The 20103-nt window shown below is 37.2% G+C and carries 18 protein-coding genes; all 18 read left to right on the top strand.

Annotated elements, in window-relative coordinates; genetic code table 11:
- Positions 1-91 precede the first annotated feature (91 nt).
- The 18 genes from tsf (at position 92) to rpsO (ending at position 19812) form a co-directional block, all read left to right on the top strand.
- Positions 92-973 carry a translation elongation factor Ts gene (tsf, locus tag J2Z40_RS03495; RefSeq protein WP_066393638.1) on the top strand — a complete coding sequence of 294 codons (882 nt, stop codon included), beginning with the start codon at positions 92-94 and terminating at the stop codon, positions 971-973.
- A 237-nt stretch (positions 974-1210) separates the two neighbouring features.
- Positions 1211-1936 carry a UMP kinase gene (gene pyrH / locus J2Z40_RS03500; protein WP_066393640.1) on the top strand — a complete coding sequence of 242 codons (726 nt, stop codon included), beginning with the start codon at positions 1211-1213 and terminating at the stop codon, positions 1934-1936.
- Positions 1936-2493 (top strand): ribosome recycling factor, encoded by a 558-nt coding sequence (gene frr, locus J2Z40_RS03505; RefSeq protein ID WP_066393644.1) that lies wholly within the window; start codon positions 1936-1938, stop codon positions 2491-2493. The genes pyrH and frr overlap by 1 nt, the downstream gene beginning before the upstream one ends.
- Positions 2494-2942: 449 nt before the next feature.
- Complete coding sequence (locus J2Z40_RS03510) at positions 2943-3719, top strand: undecaprenyl pyrophosphate synthase (protein ID WP_066393647.1); 777 nt, start codon at positions 2943-2945, stop codon at positions 3717-3719.
- A 19-nt stretch (positions 3720-3738) separates the two neighbouring features.
- Entirely contained in the window at positions 3739-4527 is a 789-nt protein-coding gene (locus J2Z40_RS03515) for a phosphatidate cytidylyltransferase (RefSeq protein WP_066393648.1), read from the top strand.
- A 43-nt stretch (positions 4528-4570) separates the two neighbouring features.
- Positions 4571-5719, top strand: coding sequence for a 1-deoxy-D-xylulose-5-phosphate reductoisomerase (locus J2Z40_RS03520; protein WP_066393650.1), 1149 nt, complete (start codon positions 4571-4573; stop codon positions 5717-5719).
- A gap of 40 nt (positions 5720-5759) precedes the next feature.
- Entirely contained in the window at positions 5760-7025 is a 1266-nt protein-coding gene (rseP, locus tag J2Z40_RS03525) for an RIP metalloprotease RseP (RefSeq protein ID WP_066393652.1), read from the top strand.
- 314 nt (positions 7026-7339) lie between these two features.
- Positions 7340-11662 carry a PolC-type DNA polymerase III gene (locus J2Z40_RS03530; RefSeq protein ID WP_066393655.1) on the top strand — a complete coding sequence of 1441 codons (4323 nt, stop codon included), beginning with the start codon at positions 7340-7342 and terminating at the stop codon, positions 11660-11662.
- Positions 11663-11983: 321 nt separating this feature from the next.
- The gene (gene rimP / locus J2Z40_RS03535; protein ID WP_066393662.1) at positions 11984-12454 is read left to right on the top strand and encodes a ribosome maturation factor RimP; all 471 of its coding nucleotides are present in this window, start codon (positions 11984-11986) and stop codon (positions 12452-12454) included.
- Between the two features lie 272 nt (positions 12455-12726).
- On the top strand, positions 12727-13854 hold the full coding sequence (nusA, locus tag J2Z40_RS03540) for a transcription termination factor NusA (protein WP_066393665.1): 1128 nt from the start codon (positions 12727-12729) through the stop codon (positions 13852-13854).
- Positions 13855-13869: 15 nt separating this feature from the next.
- Positions 13870-14154, top strand: a complete 285-nt coding sequence (gene rnpM / locus J2Z40_RS03545; protein ID WP_066393668.1) for an RNase P modulator RnpM — start codon at positions 13870-13872, stop codon at positions 14152-14154.
- Complete coding sequence (locus J2Z40_RS03550) at positions 14151-14453, top strand: YlxQ family RNA-binding protein (protein WP_066393670.1); 303 nt, start codon at positions 14151-14153, stop codon at positions 14451-14453. The genes rnpM and J2Z40_RS03550 overlap by 4 nt, the downstream gene beginning before the upstream one ends.
- A 19-nt stretch (positions 14454-14472) precedes the next feature.
- Complete coding sequence (gene infB, locus J2Z40_RS03555) at positions 14473-16698, top strand: translation initiation factor IF-2 (protein WP_066393672.1); 2226 nt, start codon at positions 14473-14475, stop codon at positions 16696-16698.
- Positions 16695-16976 (top strand): DUF503 family protein, encoded by a 282-nt coding sequence (locus J2Z40_RS03560; RefSeq protein ID WP_066393680.1) that lies wholly within the window; start codon positions 16695-16697, stop codon positions 16974-16976. Before infB ends, J2Z40_RS03560 begins: the two co-directional genes overlap by 4 nt.
- Positions 16977-16992: 16 nt before the next feature.
- Positions 16993-17358 (top strand): 30S ribosome-binding factor RbfA, encoded by a 366-nt coding sequence (gene rbfA / locus J2Z40_RS03565; protein ID WP_066393683.1) that lies wholly within the window; start codon positions 16993-16995, stop codon positions 17356-17358.
- Between the two features lie 158 nt (positions 17359-17516).
- Positions 17517-18440 (top strand): tRNA pseudouridine(55) synthase TruB, encoded by a 924-nt coding sequence (gene truB, locus J2Z40_RS03570; protein WP_066393685.1) that lies wholly within the window; start codon positions 17517-17519, stop codon positions 18438-18440.
- 29 nt (positions 18441-18469) lie between these two features.
- Positions 18470-19420 (top strand): bifunctional riboflavin kinase/FAD synthetase, encoded by a 951-nt coding sequence (ribF, locus tag J2Z40_RS03575; protein ID WP_066393687.1) that lies wholly within the window; start codon positions 18470-18472, stop codon positions 19418-19420.
- Positions 19421-19542: 122 nt separating this feature from the next.
- A complete protein-coding gene (gene rpsO / locus J2Z40_RS03580; protein WP_066393689.1) occupies positions 19543-19812 on the top strand; it encodes a 30S ribosomal protein S15 in 270 nt (89 codons plus the stop codon).
- Positions 19813-20103: the final 291 nt, after the last annotated feature.

The raw sequence follows: 20103 nt of genomic DNA on the forward strand, positions 1-20103 counted from the left end.
ATACGAATAAATATATTACATTTATTCAGTTTGTAATGTACGGTTAAAGGTAAAGATATAAATACATAAGAAATACTAGGAGGATTATATCATGGCAATTACTGCACAAATGGTTAAAGAATTACGTGAAAAAACTGGCGCAGGAATGATGGATTGTAAGAAAGCACTTCAAGAAACAAATGGCGATATGGATAAGGCAATTGACTTATTACGTGAAAAAGGAATTGCAAAAGCAGCTAAAAAAGGTGACCGTGTTGCTGCTGAAGGCTTAACAGCAATTAAAGTAGATGGCAATGAAGCTGTTATTATTGAAGTGAACTCTGAAACTGATTTCGTATCTAAAAATGAAGGCTTCCAAACTCTTGTTACTGAATTAGCTGCTCATTTACTTGCTAATAAACCAGCTACAGTTGAAGAAGCAGCTGCTCAAACAATGTCAAATGGAGCAACTGTTGAATCACATATTAATTCAGCAATTGCGAAAATTGGTGAAAAACTAAGTCTTCGTCGTTTCGAAGTGAAAACAAAATCTGATAATGATGCATTTGGCGCATACTTACATATGGGCGGACGCATTGGTGTATTATCAGTTCTTGAAGGTACAACTGATGAAGCTGCAGCAAAGGATGTTTCAATGCATATAGCTGCACTTAACCCTAAATATGTTACTCGTGATCAAGTTTCTCAAGAAGAAGTTGAACGTGAGCGTCAAGTGTTAACACAGCAAGCTCTAAACGAAGGAAAGCCTGAAAATATTGTAGCTAAAATGGTTGAAGGCCGTTTAGGTAAATATTTTGAAGATGTTTGTGTTAATGACCAAACATTCGTTAAAAACCCAGATCAAAAAGTTGGTCAGTTTGTAGAATCAAAAGGCGGTAAAATCCGTGAGTTTGTTCGCTTTGAAGTTGGAGAAGGTATTGAAAAGCGTGAAGATAACTTCGCTGAAGAAGTTATGAGTCAAGTGAAGAAATAATAGTAGAGTACAACTTTTTGTTGTCATTTTAGGGAACACTTTGTGTTCCCTATTTTTCAAGATTGATTATATTTAGTACTTGATTATGTCTAGCTAAAGTCGTCGAATTTTCAAGGGTTACAAACTATTCAATTAAGCTAGTTAAGTTCAAACTTCAATAAGCTGGATTCGTTTTGACCTTCTTGACAATCACATGGGCGTCTTGTGCTATTCTTATCCTACATATGGAGGTTCTCTATGAGCAGCCCAAAATATAAACGAGTTGTTTTAAAGTTAAGTGGAGAAGCATTAGCAGGGGAACAAGGATTTGGAATTAATCCTACTGTTATTAAATCAGTTGCATCACAGGTAAAAGATTTGGCTGAACTAGGTGTTGAAGTTGCTGTTGTAGTTGGCGGCGGAAATATCTGGCGCGGGAAAATCGGTGAAGAAATGGGAATGGACAGAGCAAATGCTGATTATATGGGCATGCTTGCAACTGTAATGAACTCATTAGCACTACAAGATAGCCTGGAACAATTAGGTGTAGAGACAAGAGTGCAAACATCAATTGAGATGAGACAAGTTGCTGAACCATATATTCGCAGAAAAGCAATTCGTCACCTAGAGAAAAAACGTGTTGTTATTTTTGCTGCTGGTACAGGAAATCCTTATTTTTCAACGGACACAACTGCTGCTTTACGTGCCGCGGAGATTGAAGCAGAAGTTATTTTAATGGCAAAGAACAATGTAGATGGCGTGTACTCTGCAGATCCTCGCATTGATAAAAATGCGAAGAAATATGATCAACTTTCCTATTTAGATGTAATCAAGGAAGGCTTGGCCGTAATGGATTCCACTGCATCTTCTTTATGTATGGATAATGATATCCCATTAATCGTCTTTTCAATCATGGAACCGGGTAATATAAATCGGGCAGTAATGGGTGAAACAATCGGAACAATAGTGAGGGGGAAAAAATAATGCCTAAACAAGTTATTGAGAATACAAAGGATAGAATGACAAAAGCAATACAAGCATATAGTCGTGAATTAGCAGGAATTCGTGCAGGTAGAGCAAACGCTTCATTACTTGATCGAATAACGGTCGAGTATTATGGTGCACCAACACCAATTAATCAATTAGCAGGAATTTCTGTTCCAGAAGCTCGTCTACTTGTTATTCAGCCTTACGATAAATCAATCCTTGGAGAAATTGAGAAAGCTATTTTGAAATCAGATATTGGTTTAACGCCTTCTAATGATGGCAGCATTATTAGACTTTCAATTCCTCAACTAACAGAGGAACGCAGAAAAGAGCTTGTTAAATTAGTGAAAAAAGAATCGGAAGAAGCAAAGGTTGCGATTCGTAATGTTCGTCGTGATGCGAATGATGATTTAAAGAAGCTGGAGAAAAGTGGCGAAATTACTGAAGATGATTTACGTGGTTACTCAGATGATATTCAAAAACTGACTGATGATCAAATTAGTAAAATTGATGCAGTCACAAAAGAAAAAGAAAAAGAAATTCTTGAAGTTTAATTTGCATCCATTCTATGAATAGATATAGTAACCCTCTATATATAGGGGGTTTTTTTTCTCTTTCTATGTGAAATTGATTGGCTCATAAATGTATAGCAGGAAATCGGTTAATCGGCTGTTCTACCTGATGTTTTGGATAATAGTGTTATATTTCAATCAATGAGGAGACTTACTTCCTGTTATTGAAAAAAACGAGGTAAGAAGGAGTCCTTACAAATTAGTAAACTTTCCACTAATAACAATTGATTGTCTTATTCTTATTTAACATGTTTGTACATATTCATTTATAGAGATATATTTCTCTATTTTTGGTATGATATTATCATGCGGAAATAGGGTTGATTATTTTTTCAATAGATTAAAAAGGCGCAGGGATTATTTTTCTTCTCTTCAAGTTTGCGCTTTTCTTATCGGAGGGTAAGATTAACCTAGCTTAAAGGAGCAGTCTTATGTTAAATATATTAAAAAGATGGAAGAATCAGAGTAGCTCTTCCGAACTCCGAGAAAGAATGATGAAGATTCAAGAGCTCCAAGTTCCTTCACATATCGCCATTATCATGGATGGCAACGGCAGATGGGCTAGTAAGAGGGCATTGCCTAGGATTGCTGGACATCATGAAGGAATGAAGGTCGTTCGGAAAATAACAAAATTGGCAAATGAAGTTGGTGTTAAGACGCTAACTCTTTATGCTTTTTCCACTGAGAATTGGAAAAGACCGAAATTAGAAGTAGATTATTTAATGAAGCTTCCTGAAGAGTTTCTTGAATCATTTCTTCCAGAGCTAGTGAATGAAAATGTAAGAGTTCAAATGATGGGTGATAAAGAAATGCTTCCTTCTCACACAAGAAATGCCATAGGAAAGGCGATGGTGGATACCCAAGAAAATACAGGGCTAATATTAAACTTCGCACTAAACTATGGGAGTCGGAATGAGATTATTGAAGGAATCAAGGAAGTCTTAAATGATTGCAAAAGTGGTATAATAGATGAAAATGAATTAACAGAGGATGTATTTTCATCGTATTTAATGACAAATGGATTAAGTGATCCTGACTTATTGATTCGTACGAGTGGAGAAATCCGGTTAAGTAACTTTATGCTCTGGCAATTGGCGTATACAGAGTTTTGGTTTACAGATGTACTTTGGCCAGATTTTGCAGAAGATCACTTTATTGAAGCAATTGAAGTATTCCAAAACAGGCAAAGACGTTTTGGTGGAGTTTAGTGAAGGTGTTGACAATTAGATGAAGCAAAGAATTATTTCAGCAATTATATTTGGTGCAATATTTCTGCCAGTTGTAGTAATTGGTGGTGTGCCCGTCGTTGTATTAGCCTATTTATTGGCATCCATTGCACTTTATGAATTATTAAACATGCGCAAGCTCAGTGTTTTTTCTGCACCGGGGATTATTTCGTTATTATTGCTTTGGATTTTTCTTTTACCAAACCAATTTGAAAGTGTACTTAATTTGATTCACTTTACTAAAATTGAGTTTGCGCTGCTTGCTGTTCTCTTGTTCTTAACCTATACGGTTGCAACAAAAAATAAGTTTACCTTTGATGATGTAGCTTTTTCTATTTTAGCTACATTATATGTGGGCATCGGTTTTTATTATTTTATTGAGACGAGAGATGCTGGGTTGATTTATGTCGTGTACTCATTATTAATTATTTGGGCAACCGATTCTGGGGCCTATTTCATTGGCCGAGCCATCGGTAAGAGGAAGTTATGGCCAGAAATTAGTCCGAATAAGACTGTGGAAGGATCAATTGGAGGCGTTATTTGTGCACTTGCTGTAGCTGTACTATTCCTCCTCTTCACAAATATTGATGCTTCTTACATTCAATTAATATTGATTACTGTTGTATTATCTGTTTTTGGACAAATTGGTGATCTTGTTGAATCAGCATTGAAACGCCACTATAATGTAAAGGATTCTGGGAATATTATGCCCGGCCATGGTGGAATATTAGATCGCTTTGATAGCTTATTATTTGTTTGGCCGTTGATTCATTTTATTTATTTACTTTAAATTATATGTGCATGCTTGTGCTTTCCAATAGGAGTTGAGTCAATTGAAACATATTAGTTTACTGGGAGCTACCGGGTCTATTGGTACGCAAACATTAGATATTATTAATGAACACCCACAGGAATTTAAGCTTGTTGCCATTGCAGCGGGCAAAAATATTGAATTAACAAGAAAGATAATTAGAGATTTCAGTCCTGAGCTTGTATCTGTTGCTGAGCGTTCTATTGCTAATGAACTGAAAGTTGAATTTCCGCATGTGTTATTTTCTTATGGAGAAGAAGGATTAACAGAGGTTGCAGTTTACCATAAGGCTAATATTCTTGTTAATGCTGTTTCTGGCAGCATTGGACTAGTCCCAACATTGGAGGCTATTAAAGAAAAAAAGAGTATTGCAATTGCCAATAAAGAAACACTTGTAACTGCGGGTCATCTTGTAATGGAAGAGGCAAAGCGTAATCAAGTTTCATTATTACCAGTTGATAGTGAACATTCGGCTATTTTTCAAGCATTACAAGGTGAAAATCAAAAAAATATTGAAAGATTAATTTTGACTGCTTCTGGTGGAAGCTTCAGAGATCGTACACGTGAAGAATTAAGTAATGTGACAGTGGAAGATGCATTAAATCATCCGAATTGGTCAATGGGTGCAAAAATCACGATTGACTCTGCGACAATGATGAATAAGGGATTAGAAGTAATTGAAGCCCATTGGCTCTTCTCGATAGACTATGACAGAATTGATGTCTTATTGCATAAGGAAAGCATTATTCATTCTATGGTTGAATTCCATGATAGTAGTATCATTGCTCAACTAGGTACACCTGATATGAGAGTTCCTATCCAATATGCACTTACATACTCAGATAGATTCAAATTCCCGTCAGCTAAACGATTGAAATTAGAAGAAATAGGTAAGCTTCATTTTAGACAAATGGACCTTGAGCGCTTCCGTTGTTTAAAGCTTAGTTATGAAGCAGGAAAAGCGGGAGGAACGATGCCAACTGTATTAAATGCTGCGAATGAAGCTGCAGTTGCGGCCTTCTTAGATGGAAAAGCTACTTTCCTGCAAATTGAGGATCTCATTGAAAGAGCTTTGAGTAAACATCAAACTATTTCTAATCCAAGCCTGGCAGATATTCGTGAAGTAGATTTGGATACGAGAAAATATGTACACTCACTTCTAAAAATTTAAGAAAAGATAGAATCTTATCTTTTAAAAAGGTGGTTATCATTTGAGTACAGTCATCGCTTTTATTGTCATCTTCGGAGCTCTCGTATTTTTCCATGAACTAGGCCATTTAATTTTTGCAAAAAGGGCTGGGATTTTATGTAGAGAATTTGCGATAGGTTTTGGTCCGAAAGTTTTTTCTCATAAAAAAGGAGATACAGTCTATACGGTTCGATTGCTGCCTATTGGTGGTTTTGTTCGGATGGCTGGAGAAGATCCTGAAATGATTGAGATTAAGCCAGGCTACAGAGTTGGATTATTGTTTAATGAAGAAGAACAAGTTAGTAAAATAATTTTGACGAATAAAGAGAAATATCCAGATGCAAGAGTGGTAGAGGTGGAACATGCAGATATTGAGCATGAGTTAATCATTAAAGGGTTTGTTGAAGGGGATGAAGAGGAAAAGCTTCAATCTTTTCCGATTAGCTCGACTGCTGTTCTAGTTGAAAATGGAACAGAAACGTTAATTGCCCCATATAATAGACAATTTGCCTCTAAAACGCTTGGACAAAGAACAATGGCTATTTTTGCAGGACCAATGATGAACTTTGTGCTTGCATTTGTTGTCTTTGTTTTAATTGGTATTTTACAAGGAATTCCTACAGATGCGCCAATTCTTGGAGAATTAACAAAAGATGGGGCTGCGGTTGAAGCAGGACTTAAAAAGGGTGACGTCGTTCATAGTGTAAATGGGGCTGAAATATCCACTTGGAATGATATCGTTGAAATTATTAGCAAAAACCCTGAAAAAGAGCTGCAATTTTCATTAGAACGGAATGGAAATGAAATGGAATTACCTGTGACACCAAAGCTGCAAGAAGAAGCAGAGGGTAAATCAAGAGGCGTTATAGGTGTTTATCAGCCAATGGAGAAATCTCCACTAAAGTCAATAACTAATGGTGCAAAAGAGACATATCTCTGGACAAAAGAAATATTTGTCATGCTAGGGAAACTTGTGACAGGGCAATTTTCGATTGATGCTTTATCAGGTCCAGTAGGTATTTATGTTTCCACAGATACTGTAGCAAAATCTGGGATTTATTATTTAATGAAATGGGCGGCTGTCCTAAGTATTAATCTTGGAATTATGAATTTATTGCCTATTCCTGCTTTAGACGGTGGAAGACTTATGTTCTTTGCTGTTGAAGCAGTTAGAGGCAAACCGATTGATCGACATAAAGAAGGAATGGTTCATTTTATTGGATTTGCCCTTCTAATGCTACTTATGCTCGTGGTCACATGGAATGATATTCAACGTTTTTTCTTATAAAAAGTTTTTAGGGTCAAATTCAATTAGAATTTGATCCTATTTTTTAATAGTAGGGGTGTTAATCAATAAATCAAAGTAGAACATTTTTTTCAACTTAAGAGAATTTCTAGCAGATGTAAATATACGAAGCCATTAATTTTTACTTAGAGCCAGTTATCCGTTAAAATGCATGTGGAATATACAGCTATTTAACTCTAGTGAAAAGCGGATTCTTTTATAAATTGGGAATCCGTTTTTTCATTATATAGTATGATATAATGGTCAAAGTCTCTACAAAAGATGAGCGAAAAAATAATTAGATGGGAGAGAGAATTATGGAGGAAGCCCTAAGCAATAAAGAGCGATTCCACCTCTTGCTCCAGCAGATTCAACTAACAGATCAAGCGGTTGTTCAGTATTTTCATGATGCGGAAATACAAAAAGTAGTAATAGAGAAAAAGAATAGAAGATGGCATTTTCACTTTCAATTAGAAGCTATTTTGCCATTTCGAGTTTTCAGCATGTTTACGACACAATTAAGATCAGCTTTTTCGCATATTGCAAATATTTCATTTACTACAAATGTAATAAATCAGCAGTTTGATGAAAAGCTTATTTTAGATTACTGGCAGATTTGTATTCAAGAAATGGAAGGAATGGCTCCGCCTCTTTTAAAGTTATTGAATGAACAAATTCCAAAAGTAAATGGAAATAAAGTGATCATTTTAGTTAGAAATGATATGGAAGGTCTATCAATTAAACGAAAATATGCAGGAACGATAAGTCAAGTATTCGAATCCTTTGGCTTTCCGACTCTAGTTATTGACACAGAAATTTCTGCTGAAGAAACAAATGAAGAATACGAAAAATTTATTGCAGCAAAAGAAAAAGAAGATCAGGAACGAGGTCTTCAGGCATTAATCGATATGGAGAAGAAGGAAGCAGAAGCTGCAGAAGGTGATTCATCAGTACTTCAAGGTCCTCTCATGGTTGGCTTAACGATAAAAGACGATGCAGACTATCGCAAGCTCATTGATATTGTAGATGAAGAGAGAAGAGTAGCTGTTGAAGGATATGTTTTTGCTGCTGAAACGAGAGAACTTAGAAGCGGCAGAACATTATTAACCTTTAAAATTACCGATTATACAAGCTCCATTCTTGTCAAAATGTTTTCCCGCGACAAGGAAGATGCTGCCCTATATCAGCATGTCCAAAAGGGAATGTGGTTAAAAGTACGTGGAAGCATTCAAAATGATACTTTTGTCCGAGATCTTGTCATGATCGGTAATGATATTAATGAATTAAAACCTGTTCAAAGAAAAGATACATCACCGGAAAATGAAAAGCGTGTTGAACTACATCTTCATACACCAATGAGTCAAATGGATGCTGTTTCTTCTGTTAGTGCACTCGTTGGACAAGCAAAGAAATGGGGACATAAAGCAATAGCCATCACTGATCATGCAGTTGTTCAATCCTTTCCAGAGGCATTTAATGCTGGGAAAAAAAATGATATTAAAATATTATATGGGGTTGAAGTGAATCTAGTTGATGACGGGGTGCCGATTGCTTATAACAGTGCCCATCGGAAATTGTCGGATGATACGTATGTCGTGTTTGACGTTGAAACAACTGGTTTATCGGCTGTGTATGATACAATCATTGAACTTGCTGCAGTGAAAATTCATGATGGCGAAATTATTGATCGTTTTGAATCATTCGCTAATCCCCATCATCCGCTTTCTGCAACGACAATTAACTTAACGGGGATTACAGATGACCTAGTTGAAAATGCACCAGAAGTTAGTGAAGTGCTGCAGAAATTCCATGATTGGACAGAAGATGCGATATTAGTTGCTCATAATGCTTCATTTGATATGGGCTTTCTAAATGTTGGTTATAAAAAAATAAACCTTGGGAAGGCAACAAATCCTGTTATAGATACACTTGAACTAGCTCGTTTCCTTTATTCAGATATGAAAAACCATCGCTTAAATACGCTAGCGAAGAAATTTGATATTGAATTAACCCAGCATCACCGTGCGATATATGATGCAGAGGCTACAGGATATCTCTTGTTGAAAATGCTAAAGGATGCAGCAGAAAAAGAGATTGAGTATCATGATCAGTTCAATGATAATATGGGCAAAGGAAATGCTTATCAGCGTGCAAGGCCCTATCATTGTACATTGCTTGCACAAACAGAAGTTGGTTTAAAAAATCTTTTTAAGCTTGTGTCATTTTCGCATCTTAATTATTTTTATCGGGTGCCTCGAATCCCAAGGTCCCAGCTTGAAAAGTATCGGGAAGGTCTTCTTGTCGGCTCTGCCTGCGATAAGGGGGAAGTATTTGAAGGAATGATGCAAAAGTCCCCTGAAGAGGTAGAGGAAACAGCACAATTTTATGATTATATTGAGATACATCCAAAAGAAGTGTATGCGCATCTGCTTGAGCTCGAATTAGTTCGGGATGAAAAGTCGCTAGAGGATATTATCAGGAAGCTTGTTCAACTTGGAGAAAAGCTAGGACTTCCTGTAGTGGCGACAGGCAATGTTCATTACTTAAATCCAAACGATAAAATCTATCGAAAAATATTAGTCAATTCACAGGGCGGAGCGAATCCATTAAATCGTCATAAGCTCCCCGATGTCCATTTTCGAACAACAAATGAAATGTTGGATGCCTTCAAGTTTTTAGGACCAGAAAAGGCGAAGGAAATTGTAGTTGAAAACACGAACAAAATTGCTGATATGATTGATGTTATTAAGCCAATTAAAGATGATTTATATACGCCAAAAATTGAAGGCGCAGACGATGAAATGCGTAATATGAGCTACACGATGGCGAGAAAAATCTATGGTGAGAACCTTCCTGAAATTGTTGAAGCAAGATTAGAGAAAGAATTAAAGAGTATTATCGGCCATGGATTTGCGGTTATTTACTTGATTTCCCATAAATTAGTGAAAAAATCATTAGATGATGGATATCTAGTAGGATCTCGTGGGTCTGTCGGTTCATCTTTCGTGGCAACAATGACAGAAATAACAGAGGTAAATCCACTCCCACCACATTATGTTTGTCCAGAATGCAAACAATCGGAGTTCTTTAATGATGGTTCTGTAGGGTCCGGATTTGATTTACCTGATAAGGATTGTCCGAACTGCCATGTGAAATATAAAAAAGATGGACAGGATATTCCATTTGAAACCTTCTTAGGTTTTAAAGGCGATAAGGTACCAGATATCGATTTGAATTTCTCAGGTGAATACCAGCCGCGTGCACATAACTATACGAAATTGCTCTTCGGAGAGGATTATGTATACCGTGCTGGAACAATTGGTACGGTTGCAGACAAGACCGCTTTCGGTTATGTGAAAGCTTATCAGCAGGATAATAATCTTCAATTAAGGGGAGCGGAAATTGATCGATTGGCATCTGGTTGTACAGGGGTAAAGCGGACAACCGGCCAACATCCAGGAGGAATTATTGTTGTTCCTGATTATATGGATATTTTTGACTTTTCGCCAATTCAATTTCCAGCTGATGATAAAAATTCTGAATGGAAAACAACCCATTTTGATTTCCATTCCATTCATGACAATCTATTAAAGCTTGATATACTCGGGCACGATGATCCGACTGTCATCCGTATGCTTCAAGATTTAAGTGATATTGATCCAAAGACAATACCTACGGATGACCCGGAAGTGATGAAACTATTTAGTGGAACGGAATCACTTGGTGTAACGGAAGAGCAAATTATGTGTAAGACAGGGACATTGGGGATTCCGGAATTTGGAACAAGGTTCGTAAGGCAAATGCTTGAGGACACAAAACCAACGACATTTTCTGAGCTTGTCCAAATCTCTGGCCTCTCACATGGAACCGATGTATGGCTTGGCAATGCACAGGAGCTAATCCATAATAAAATTTGTACACTAAGTGAAGTGATTGGCTGTCGTGATGACATCATGGTCTATTTAATTTATCAAGGATTAGATCCAGCGTTTGCTTTTAAAATTATGGAATCTGTTCGTAAAGGTAAAGGATTAACGGATGAAATGGAAGAAGAAATGAGAAAGAATAATGTACAAGAATGGTATATTGATTCTTGCAAGAAAATAAAATATATGTTTCCAAAGGCGCATGCTGCAGCATATGTTTTAATGGCAGTTCGAATTGCATACTTTAAAGTACATCACCCGTTATACTATTATGCAGCATACTTTACTGTTCGTGCGGAAGACTTTGATGTTGATGCTATGTCTAAAGGATCACAAGCTATACGTTCAGTTATCGAGGATATTAATGCAAAAGGATTAGATGCATCCAACAAGGAAAAGAATTTATTAACAGTTATGGAGCTTGCCCTTGAGATGAATGAACGTGGTTTTAAATTTAAAAAGGTTGATTTATATCGTTCAAGTGCAAACGAATTTCTGATTGATGATGGTGCACTCATTCCACCATTTAATGCCATTCCAGGTTTAGGGACAAATGCAGCCATTAATATCGTAAATGCAAGAAAGGAAGGAGAGTTCCTTTCTAAAGAAGATTTGCAGCAACGTGCTAAATTATCAAAAACGATTATCGAATATCTGGATAATCACGGTTGCTTAGAATCCCTTCCTGAGCAAAATCAGCTATCATTATTTTAATTGACGCATCCTGGAAGCCTTGAAATGACAGCAATTCCATTTGCATAAAAAAATTGGTTATGGTATAGTTTTAATGGAAATACTATTTATAACTCTCGTAAAAGAAGAGTGGGGCAACCCACTCTTTCGTGTTGTGTACGTACTTTCTTAAAAGATAAGAGGTATTTCTTTTGAGTTGGAAAATGGTCTAGCACAAGCAACCTTTCCCTTGATGTCACAAGTCATTCCTCTAAATAAGTAAAGGAATATTGAGAGATTTGTTTTGTGATAACTAAGGCTGAACGCGGTGCTTCCGCATTTCTATGTAAAGGAGGGATATGTATGAGCAAAGTGACTGAAACAGTTGAAGGATTAGTCACCCCTATATTAGATGAACTTAAATTAGAATTAGTTGACATTGAATATGTTAAGGAAGGGAAAGATTGGTTCCTTCGCATTTTTATCGATAAAGAAAATGGTGTGGATATCGAAGAATGCGGACTAGTCAGTGAACAATTAAGTGAAAAACTTGATGAGGTTGACCCTATTCCTTATAACTATTTCTTAGAGGTTTCATCACCGGGAGCTGAGCGCCCTCTTAAAAATGACAAGGATTTTAATCAATCAATTGGAAAAAATGTATTCATTAAAACGTACGAGCCTATTGATGGGGAAAAAACGTTTGAAGGGATTTTAACGCATTTTGATGGTCAAACCGTCTCTGTTGAAATCAAAATTAAGACGAGAAAGAAAACGGTTAATATTCCATATGAAAAAGTGGCCAATGCTCGTCTAGCAGTGGTTTTTTCGTAATTTATCCAGGAAATTATACTAACACACGTAGTGTTTAACTTTGCTAACAGTTTTGTCTACGTCCAGCTTCAGCGCTTACCTCCTCGAGGTCATAAGCCATTCCAGCAATAAGGTTAAAGAAGAACCTTTTTGCTGGTAAGACTCATACTTACCTTAGGGTGATCAAGGCGCTTACGCTTTAGTTTTTTAGAAATAATCCAAGAAAAAAAGAGAATACATAGCGCAAGTATGTTCATGCTTACGCTTTTCTATTAAAGGGGGATATAAATCTCATGAGCAGTGAATTGTTAGATGCTCTGACCTTGCTTGAAAAAGAAAAGGGAATTTCACGAGATGTAATTATCGATGCAATTGAAGCAGCTCTCGTTTCAGCATACAGAAGAAATTTCAATCAAGCCCAAAATGTGCGAATTGATTTAAATCTGGGGACTGGTACGATGCGAGTTTTTGCACGTAAAGAAGTTGTTGACGAAGTATTCGATCCGAGATTGGAAATTTCGCTTGAAGACTCACAAAAGCTAAATCCGAATTACCAAATCGAGGACATTGTTGAATTAGAGGTTACGCCAAAGGACTTCGGACGGATCGCAGCGCAAACGGCAAAACAGGTTGTAACTCAACGTGTGCGTGAGGCTGAAAGAGGCATCATTTATTCTGAATTTATTGATCGTGAAGAGGATATCATGACTGGTATCGTACAACGTCAAGATTCGAAGTTCATTTATGTCAGTCTTGGGAAAATTGAAGCCATTTTACCGGCAAATGAGCAAATGCCGAATGAGCAGTATAAACCCCATGATCGAATTAAAGTGTTCATTACAAAAGTTGAAAAAACAACTAAGGGTCCACAAATTTTTGTTTCGCGAACTCATCCGGGTTTACTAAAAAGACTGTTTGAAATAGAAGTTCCTGAAATATATGACGGAACAGTTGAAATTAAATCTGTTGCGCGTGAGGCTGGAGATCGTTCGAAAATATCTGTTCACTCAGATAATGAAGAAGTAGATCCAGTTGGTTCATGCGTTGGTCCAAAGGGAACACGTGTCCAAGCTGTTGTAAATGAGCTAAAAGGTGAAAAAATTGATATTGTGAAATGGTCACAAGATCCAGTTGTTTTTGTTGCCAATTCGCTTAGTCCTTCAAAAGTATTAGATGTCATTGTGAATGAAGAAGAGAAGGCGACAACTGTTATTGTTCCAGATTATCAATTATCATTAGCAATCGGTAAGCGTGGACAAAATGCCCGCTTAGCTGCAAAGTTAACAGGTTGGAAAATTGATATTAAATCAGAAACAGATGCTAGAGAAGCTGGTATTTATCCGAGAGAAGAAACATTATTAAATTACGATGATAATGATTTTGAGGATGAAGATATCGATCTATCAGATGATATGGAATAATCGAGGTGAATGAGCGTGAACAATCGTAAAAAAGTTCCTATGCGTAAATGTGTCGCAACCGGTGAAATGAGACCGAAAAAAGAACTCGTTCGCATCGTTCGCTCAAAAGAAGGAGACGTATCGATTGATCTCACTGGAAAACGATCTGGGCGAGGAGCGTATCTTTCAAAAGAGAAAGAAGCAATATTGCTTGCAAAAAAGAAAAACATATTAGCCAATCATTTGGAAGTAAAAATAGATGATTTAATTTATGATGAGCTTCTTGAGCTAATAGAGAAGGAGAAACGACAATCCAAATGAGAGCGAATCAATGGATGTCATTACTTGGTTTAGCCAATCGGGCACGAAAAATCACTTCGGGTGAAGAGCTTACTATCAAAGAAATTAGAAACGGTAAGGCGAAGCTCATATTGCTATCAGCAGACGCTTCTATTAATACAGCAAAAAAAGTGACAGACAAATGTAAATCCTATCATGTCCCATATAAGCTTGTTGATAACCGAGAAATGCTAGGTCAGGCGATTGGAAAAGATGCCAGGGTAGTTGTGGCGGTTTTAGATGAGGGATTTGCAAAAAAGCTGAAGTCGTTGCTCGATTAATTCCAGCGGGGGTGAAAGTATGAGTAAAATGCGCGTTTACGAATATGCAAAAAAACAAAATGTTTCAAGTAAAGATGTCATAACGAAATTACAAAGTATGAATATTGAGGTTTCTAATCATATGACAACAATTGAAGCGGCTGCCGTACAAAAATTGGACGGAATCTATAGCAAGAAAGAAGAGAAGCAACCTCAAATGCAAACTAATCAAAATAATAATGGCCAAAAGCCACAACCAAAAGAGCAAGTAAAAGCAAAAACAAATTCATCATCGAATAATGGAAGTCGTCCTGCTAATCAATCTTCAAAACCAGCAAATAAAGCTGGGGAAGGAAGAACACAAAACCAGGGGAACAATAAGCCATTTAATAAAAATAACAGCAATCAAAGAAACAACAACAATAACAATAATAAGAATAATAAAAACAGAAACAATAAAGGAAAGCAGCAGCAAGCTCAACCAGTACCAGCTCCAAAGAAAGTGAAGGAATTACCTGCAAAGATTACCTTCTCTGAATCATTAACTGTTGCTGAACTAGCAAAAAAGCTACATCGTGAACCATCAGAAATTATCAAAAAATTATTTATGCTCGGTGTAATGGCAACAATCAATCAGGAGCTTGATAAAGATGCGATTGAGCTTATTGCAGGTGAGTACGAAGTTGAAGTCGAAGAAGAAGTGATTGTTGATACAACTGATTTAGAAGTATACTTCACTGAAGATGAAGGTACGGATTTAGAAGAGCGCCCAGCTGTTGTTACAATTATGGGACATGTTGACCACGGGAAAACTACAACATTAGATTCGATACGTAACACAAAGGTAACAGCGGGAGAAGCTGGAGGAATTACCCAGCATATTGGTGCGTACCAAGTTGAAGTAAATGGAAAGAAAATTACTTTCTTAGATACACCTGGACACGCTGCATTTACAACGATGCGTGCGCGTGGAGCGAAAGTAACGGATATAACGATTTTAGTTGTAGCAGCAGATGACGGGGTTATGCCACAAACAATTGAAGCCATCAACCATGCGAAAGCAGCGGAGGTACCAATCATCGTTGCTGTCAATAAGATGGATAAAGAAGCGGCAAATCCTGACCGAGTAATGCAAGAATTGACTGAGTATGGATTAGTTCCTGAAGCATGGGGCGGGGAAACGATATTTGTACCGATTGCTGCATTAAAAGGTGAAGGAATTGAAAATCTTCTTGAAATGATCTTACTTGTAAGTGAAATGGAAGAATATAAGGCAAATCCAAAACGTAATGCGGTTGGAACTGTAATTGAGGCACAATTAGACAAAGGCAGAGGTTCTGTTGCTACTCTCCTTGTTCAAAATGGAACATTAAAAGTTGGAGATCCTATCGTAGTCGGAAACACATTTGGTCGTGTCCGTGCAATGGTAAATGATTTAGGACGTCGTGTGAAAGTAGCTGGACCTTCAACTCCTGTTGAAATAACTGGGCTAAATGATGTACCACAAGCAGGTGATCGCTTCGCTGTCCTTGATGATGAGAAAACGGCTCGTCAAGTCGGAGAAGCTCGTGCACAGCAAGCATTACAGGCTCAGCGCAGTGAAAAGACTCGTGTAAGCTTAGATAACTTGTTTGAGCATATGAAACAAGGAGAAATGAAGGAACTTAATGTGGTTGTGAAGGCTGATGTTCAAGGCTCTGCCGAGGCACTTACTACTGCATTGCAAAAAATTGATGTAGAAGGTGTAAATGTACGTATTCTGCATACAGGTGCAGGCGCAATTAATGAATCAGATATTACACTTGCAGCTGCCTTCAATGCCATTGTTGTAGGGTTCAATGTACGTCCAGATATTAATGCAAAACGTGCTGCCGATGCTGAAGGTGTTGAAATTCGTCTACACCGTATCATCTATAAAGTAATCGAAGAAATTGAATTAGCAATGAAAGGTATGCTTGATCCAGAATTTGAAGAAAAAATCATTGGTCAAGCTGAAGTCCGCCAAACATTCAAAGTTTCGAAGATTGGTACAATTGCTGGTTCATATGTCATTGATGGGAAAATTACACGTGATAGTGGAATTCGTTTAATCAGAGAAGGCATTGTTGTCTTCGAAGGTGAAATTGATGCACTGAAACGTTTTAAAGATGATGCAAAAGAAGTAAACCAAGGGTACGAATGTGGAGTTACAATTAAAAATTTCAATGATGTAAAAGAGGGAGACATTATTGAGGCGTTCATTATGCAGGAGATTGAACGTAAGTGATCATTGGCCTAGCAGCCTGTGAATGTATTATTTATGATGCACACTCTTTAAAAGAAAAACGATCAGTCATGCTGCGTATTCTTACCCGATTGAAGCAGAAGTTCAATATTTCTGTATCAGAGGTCGATTTTCAAGATGTATGGCAACGTACGAAAATTGCAATCGTTGCTGTCTCTTCCTCGCAGGTTTCGACGGAACAAGAATTACAGAATGCCCTTAAATTGATTGATTCGTTTCCAGAAATTGAGCGAACAATAACAGATATTGAGTGGCTTTAAGAAGAGGTGAAATATAATGAGCCTTCGAGCAAATAAAGTTGGAGAACAAATGAAAAAGGAATTGGGCGAAATCATCGGACGTAAACTCAAGGACCCTCGGGTTGGGTTTGTTACGGTAACGGACGTTCAAGTAACTGGCGATCTTCAACAAGCAACTGTGTTTATTTCAGTCCTTGGTGATGAGGAGCAAAAGGAAAATACGTTAAAAGGCTTAGCGAAAGCAAAAGGCTTTATCCGTTCAGAAATTGGGCAGCGTATTCGATTGCGCAAAACACCTGAAATTCTCTTTGAATTTGATGAATCTATTGATTACGGAAATCGAATTGATACATTGCTTCATCAAATTCAGGACGAAAACCGTTCAAAGTCGAATGAAGAATAGGGCTTACCCGAAAACAAAGAATGAGATGGATAGACATATTTGTCTATCCATTTTTTTGAATAAAGTACAAGTTTCTTTGGGGAACCTTGATAATTGCCTTGCTCAAATCATGGAGCGATACAATTCTTGTTTTTGTACTTTTTAAAAGGAGGTATAATATGGAGGGAATTCTGCCATTATTGAAACCAAAAGGAATGACTTCGCATGATTGTGTATTTAAGCTTCGGAAAATCTTAAAGATGAAACGAATCGGCCATACAGGGACATTAGATCCAGACGTGACTGGCGTACTTCCTATTTGTATTGGTAAAGCAACTAAAGTGGCTGAATACATTACTGATGCGGGAAAAGCGTATGAAGGAGAAGTATCGATAGGGTTTTCAACGACAACAGAGGATGCTTCAGGTGAAATAGTTGAACAAAAAAAAGTGGATCAATCATTTACTCGTGAACAAATCCTTTCAGTATTATCGAAATTGACTGGGGAGATCGTCCAAACACCCCCCATGTACTCAGCTGTCAAAGTGAATGGAAAAAGACTATATGAATATGCAAGACAGGGGATTGAGGTAGAAAGACCTTCAAGAAAAGTCATGATTTATTCGATCGAGCTTCTTGATGATAGAACCGTTTTCACTGGAGAAATTATCCGATTCCGTTTCCGCGTTTCATGTAGCAAAGGAACATACATACGTACATTAGCGGTAATGATGGGGCAAGAGTTAGGCTATCCTGCACATATGTCAGAACTTGTAAGAACTCAATCTGCTGCCTTTCAATTAGAAGACTGTCTCACATTGGAAGAGATTGAAAATAAAATGGGAGAAGGCAGTTTAGCTGATTCAATTTATCCATTAGAAACAGCACTTTCCCATTTGCCGAAATATAAGATAAATGATACATTAGCTAAGAAAGTAAGAAATGGGGCAGTGTTGCACATCCCTGATCATTTATTAACTATAAAGGGCCCAATTGTGCTTGAAACAGCCGAAAGCCAAGCTTTAGCCATCTATGAACACCATCCACAGAAGCAAGGGTTGATGAAGCCAGCTAAAGTGTTAAGAAATGAGATACAAGTATAAGGCTCGGAAAAGAAAAAAGGTGAAACATCATGGAAGTTATTTCAGTACAACATCCACTTCAACTAGAAAAAAAGGATTTGCCAGAACTTGTCATAGCTTTAGGCTATTTTGATGGGGTTCATTTAGGCCATCAAGAAGTCATCCTAAATGCGAAGAGGATGGCAAAGCAAAAAGGAATGAAGAGTGCAGTAATGACCTTTGATCCTCACCCATCTGTCGTTCTTGGGAAAAGTATCAAACATATTGAATATATTACTCCTCTGAAGGATAAAATCGAATTAATTTCTAATTTAGGAATTGATTATTTATTTGTTGTTCATTTTACAAAGGACTTTGCTAATTTATTGCCACAGGAATTTGTTGATCAATATTTAATCGGCCTCAATGTTCAGCATGTAGTAGCGGGGTTTGACTATTCCTATGGGCGAATGGGGAAAGGAACAATGGAAACATTGCCATTCCATTCAAGGGAGCAATTTGATTATACGATTATCCCAAAATTATCAGCAAATAAAGAAAAAATAAGCTCGACACTCATTCGATCATTGTTGCGTAACGGAAAAATGGATGAACTGTATTCACTTTTAGGAAGGAATTACCGAACGACAGGAACGGTTATTCATGGAGACAAACGCGGCCGTACAATTGGATTCCCTACTGCAAATATTGAATTGGCATTGGATTACATGATTCCGCCATTAGGTGTCTATTGTGTCCGATTTTTTGTTGATGGCAAGTGGTATGATGGTGTCTGCAATGTCGGTTATAAACCTACCTTCAAAAGTGAGGCTGCAGCGAAGCCGTCGATAGAAGTTCATATATTTGATTTTGAACAAGATATTTATGGGCATGAGGCAACAGTTGAATGGCATTTACATTTAAGAAATGAACAAAAGTTTTCTGGAATTGCGGAACTTGTGGCGCAAATAGAAAAGGATAAAGAACATGCCTTGCAATACTTCCAAAAAATCAGGGTTTAGCCTTGCTTTTTGTCAAAAAAAGAGGTATCCTTATAAACGTATTAAATGAACCTTTGCTTGGCATGTCGAGTCACCGACGCATGCTCAGTAAATGGGGATTGATAAATTAGGAGGTGAAACGGATGGCAATCACTAAAGAACGTAAAAATGAACTAATCAATGAGTTCAAAACTCATGAGAGCGATACTGGTTCTCCAGAAGTTCAAATCGCTGTCCTTACAGAAGAAATTAACACTTTGAACGAGCATTTACGTACACACAAGAAAGATCACCACTCACGTCGCGGTCTTTTAAAAATGGTAGGTAAACGTCGTAATCTTTTAACGTACTTACGTAACAAAGATGTTCAACGTTACCGTGTGTTAATTAACAAGCTAGGCTTACGCCGTTAATAGAAATGGGTAGAGTGCCTATTTATCGGTGTCAAGCATAAGGATTCTGATTACGAAGGCATTATAAATCCTTCTGATGGATAAACTTATGACTGAAGCCTAGGCACTCGGAGTTAGACAATTGACTAATTCCGTGATACAAAATTTTCTATTTCTAGAAAAGCGGGAATTATCCCGCTTTTTTATTAGTTTTAAAAAGAACACTTGTTTACATACATAAAGAAGCATTTTAACGAGTGAAAAAATTGTACATACTATTATTATGCATGAATTCATACTTAGATGAGCTAT

Source organism: Cytobacillus eiseniae, assembly GCF_017874625.1.
GTDB lineage: Bacteria > Bacillota > Bacilli > Bacillales > Cytobacillaceae > Cytobacillus > Cytobacillus eiseniae.

Excerpts from the sequence above, each read along its gene's own strand:
- J2Z40_RS03550 (WP_066393670.1), top strand. The coding sequence starts at position 14,151 with ATGAGAGCGAATCAATGGATGTCATTACTTGGTTTAGCCAATCGGGCA.
- rpsO (WP_066393689.1), top strand. The coding sequence starts at position 19,543 with ATGGCAATCACTAAAGAACGTAAAAATGAACTAATCAATGAGTTCAAA.
- infB (WP_066393672.1), top strand. The coding sequence starts at position 14,473 with ATGAGTAAAATGCGCGTTTACGAATATGCAAAAAAACAAAATGTTTCA.
- rbfA (WP_066393683.1), top strand. The coding sequence starts at position 16,993 with ATGAGCCTTCGAGCAAATAAAGTTGGAGAACAAATGAAAAAGGAATTG.
- pyrH (WP_066393640.1), top strand. The coding sequence starts at position 1,211 with ATGAGCAGCCCAAAATATAAACGAGTTGTTTTAAAGTTAAGTGGAGAA.
- J2Z40_RS03515 (WP_066393648.1), top strand. The coding sequence starts at position 3,739 with ATGAAGCAAAGAATTATTTCAGCAATTATATTTGGTGCAATATTTCTG.
- frr (WP_066393644.1), top strand. The coding sequence starts at position 1,936 with ATGCCTAAACAAGTTATTGAGAATACAAAGGATAGAATGACAAAAGCA.
- J2Z40_RS03530 (WP_066393655.1), top strand. The coding sequence starts at position 7,340 with ATGGAGGAAGCCCTAAGCAATAAAGAGCGATTCCACCTCTTGCTCCAG.
- ribF (WP_066393687.1), top strand. The coding sequence starts at position 18,470 with ATGGAAGTTATTTCAGTACAACATCCACTTCAACTAGAAAAAAAGGAT.
- tsf (WP_066393638.1), top strand. The coding sequence starts at position 92 with ATGGCAATTACTGCACAAATGGTTAAAGAATTACGTGAAAAAACTGGC.
- J2Z40_RS03510 (WP_066393647.1), top strand. The coding sequence starts at position 2,943 with ATGTTAAATATATTAAAAAGATGGAAGAATCAGAGTAGCTCTTCCGAA.
- nusA (WP_066393665.1), top strand. The coding sequence starts at position 12,727 with ATGAGCAGTGAATTGTTAGATGCTCTGACCTTGCTTGAAAAAGAAAAG.
- rimP (WP_066393662.1), top strand. The coding sequence starts at position 11,984 with ATGAGCAAAGTGACTGAAACAGTTGAAGGATTAGTCACCCCTATATTA.
- truB (WP_066393685.1), top strand. The coding sequence starts at position 17,517 with ATGGAGGGAATTCTGCCATTATTGAAACCAAAAGGAATGACTTCGCAT.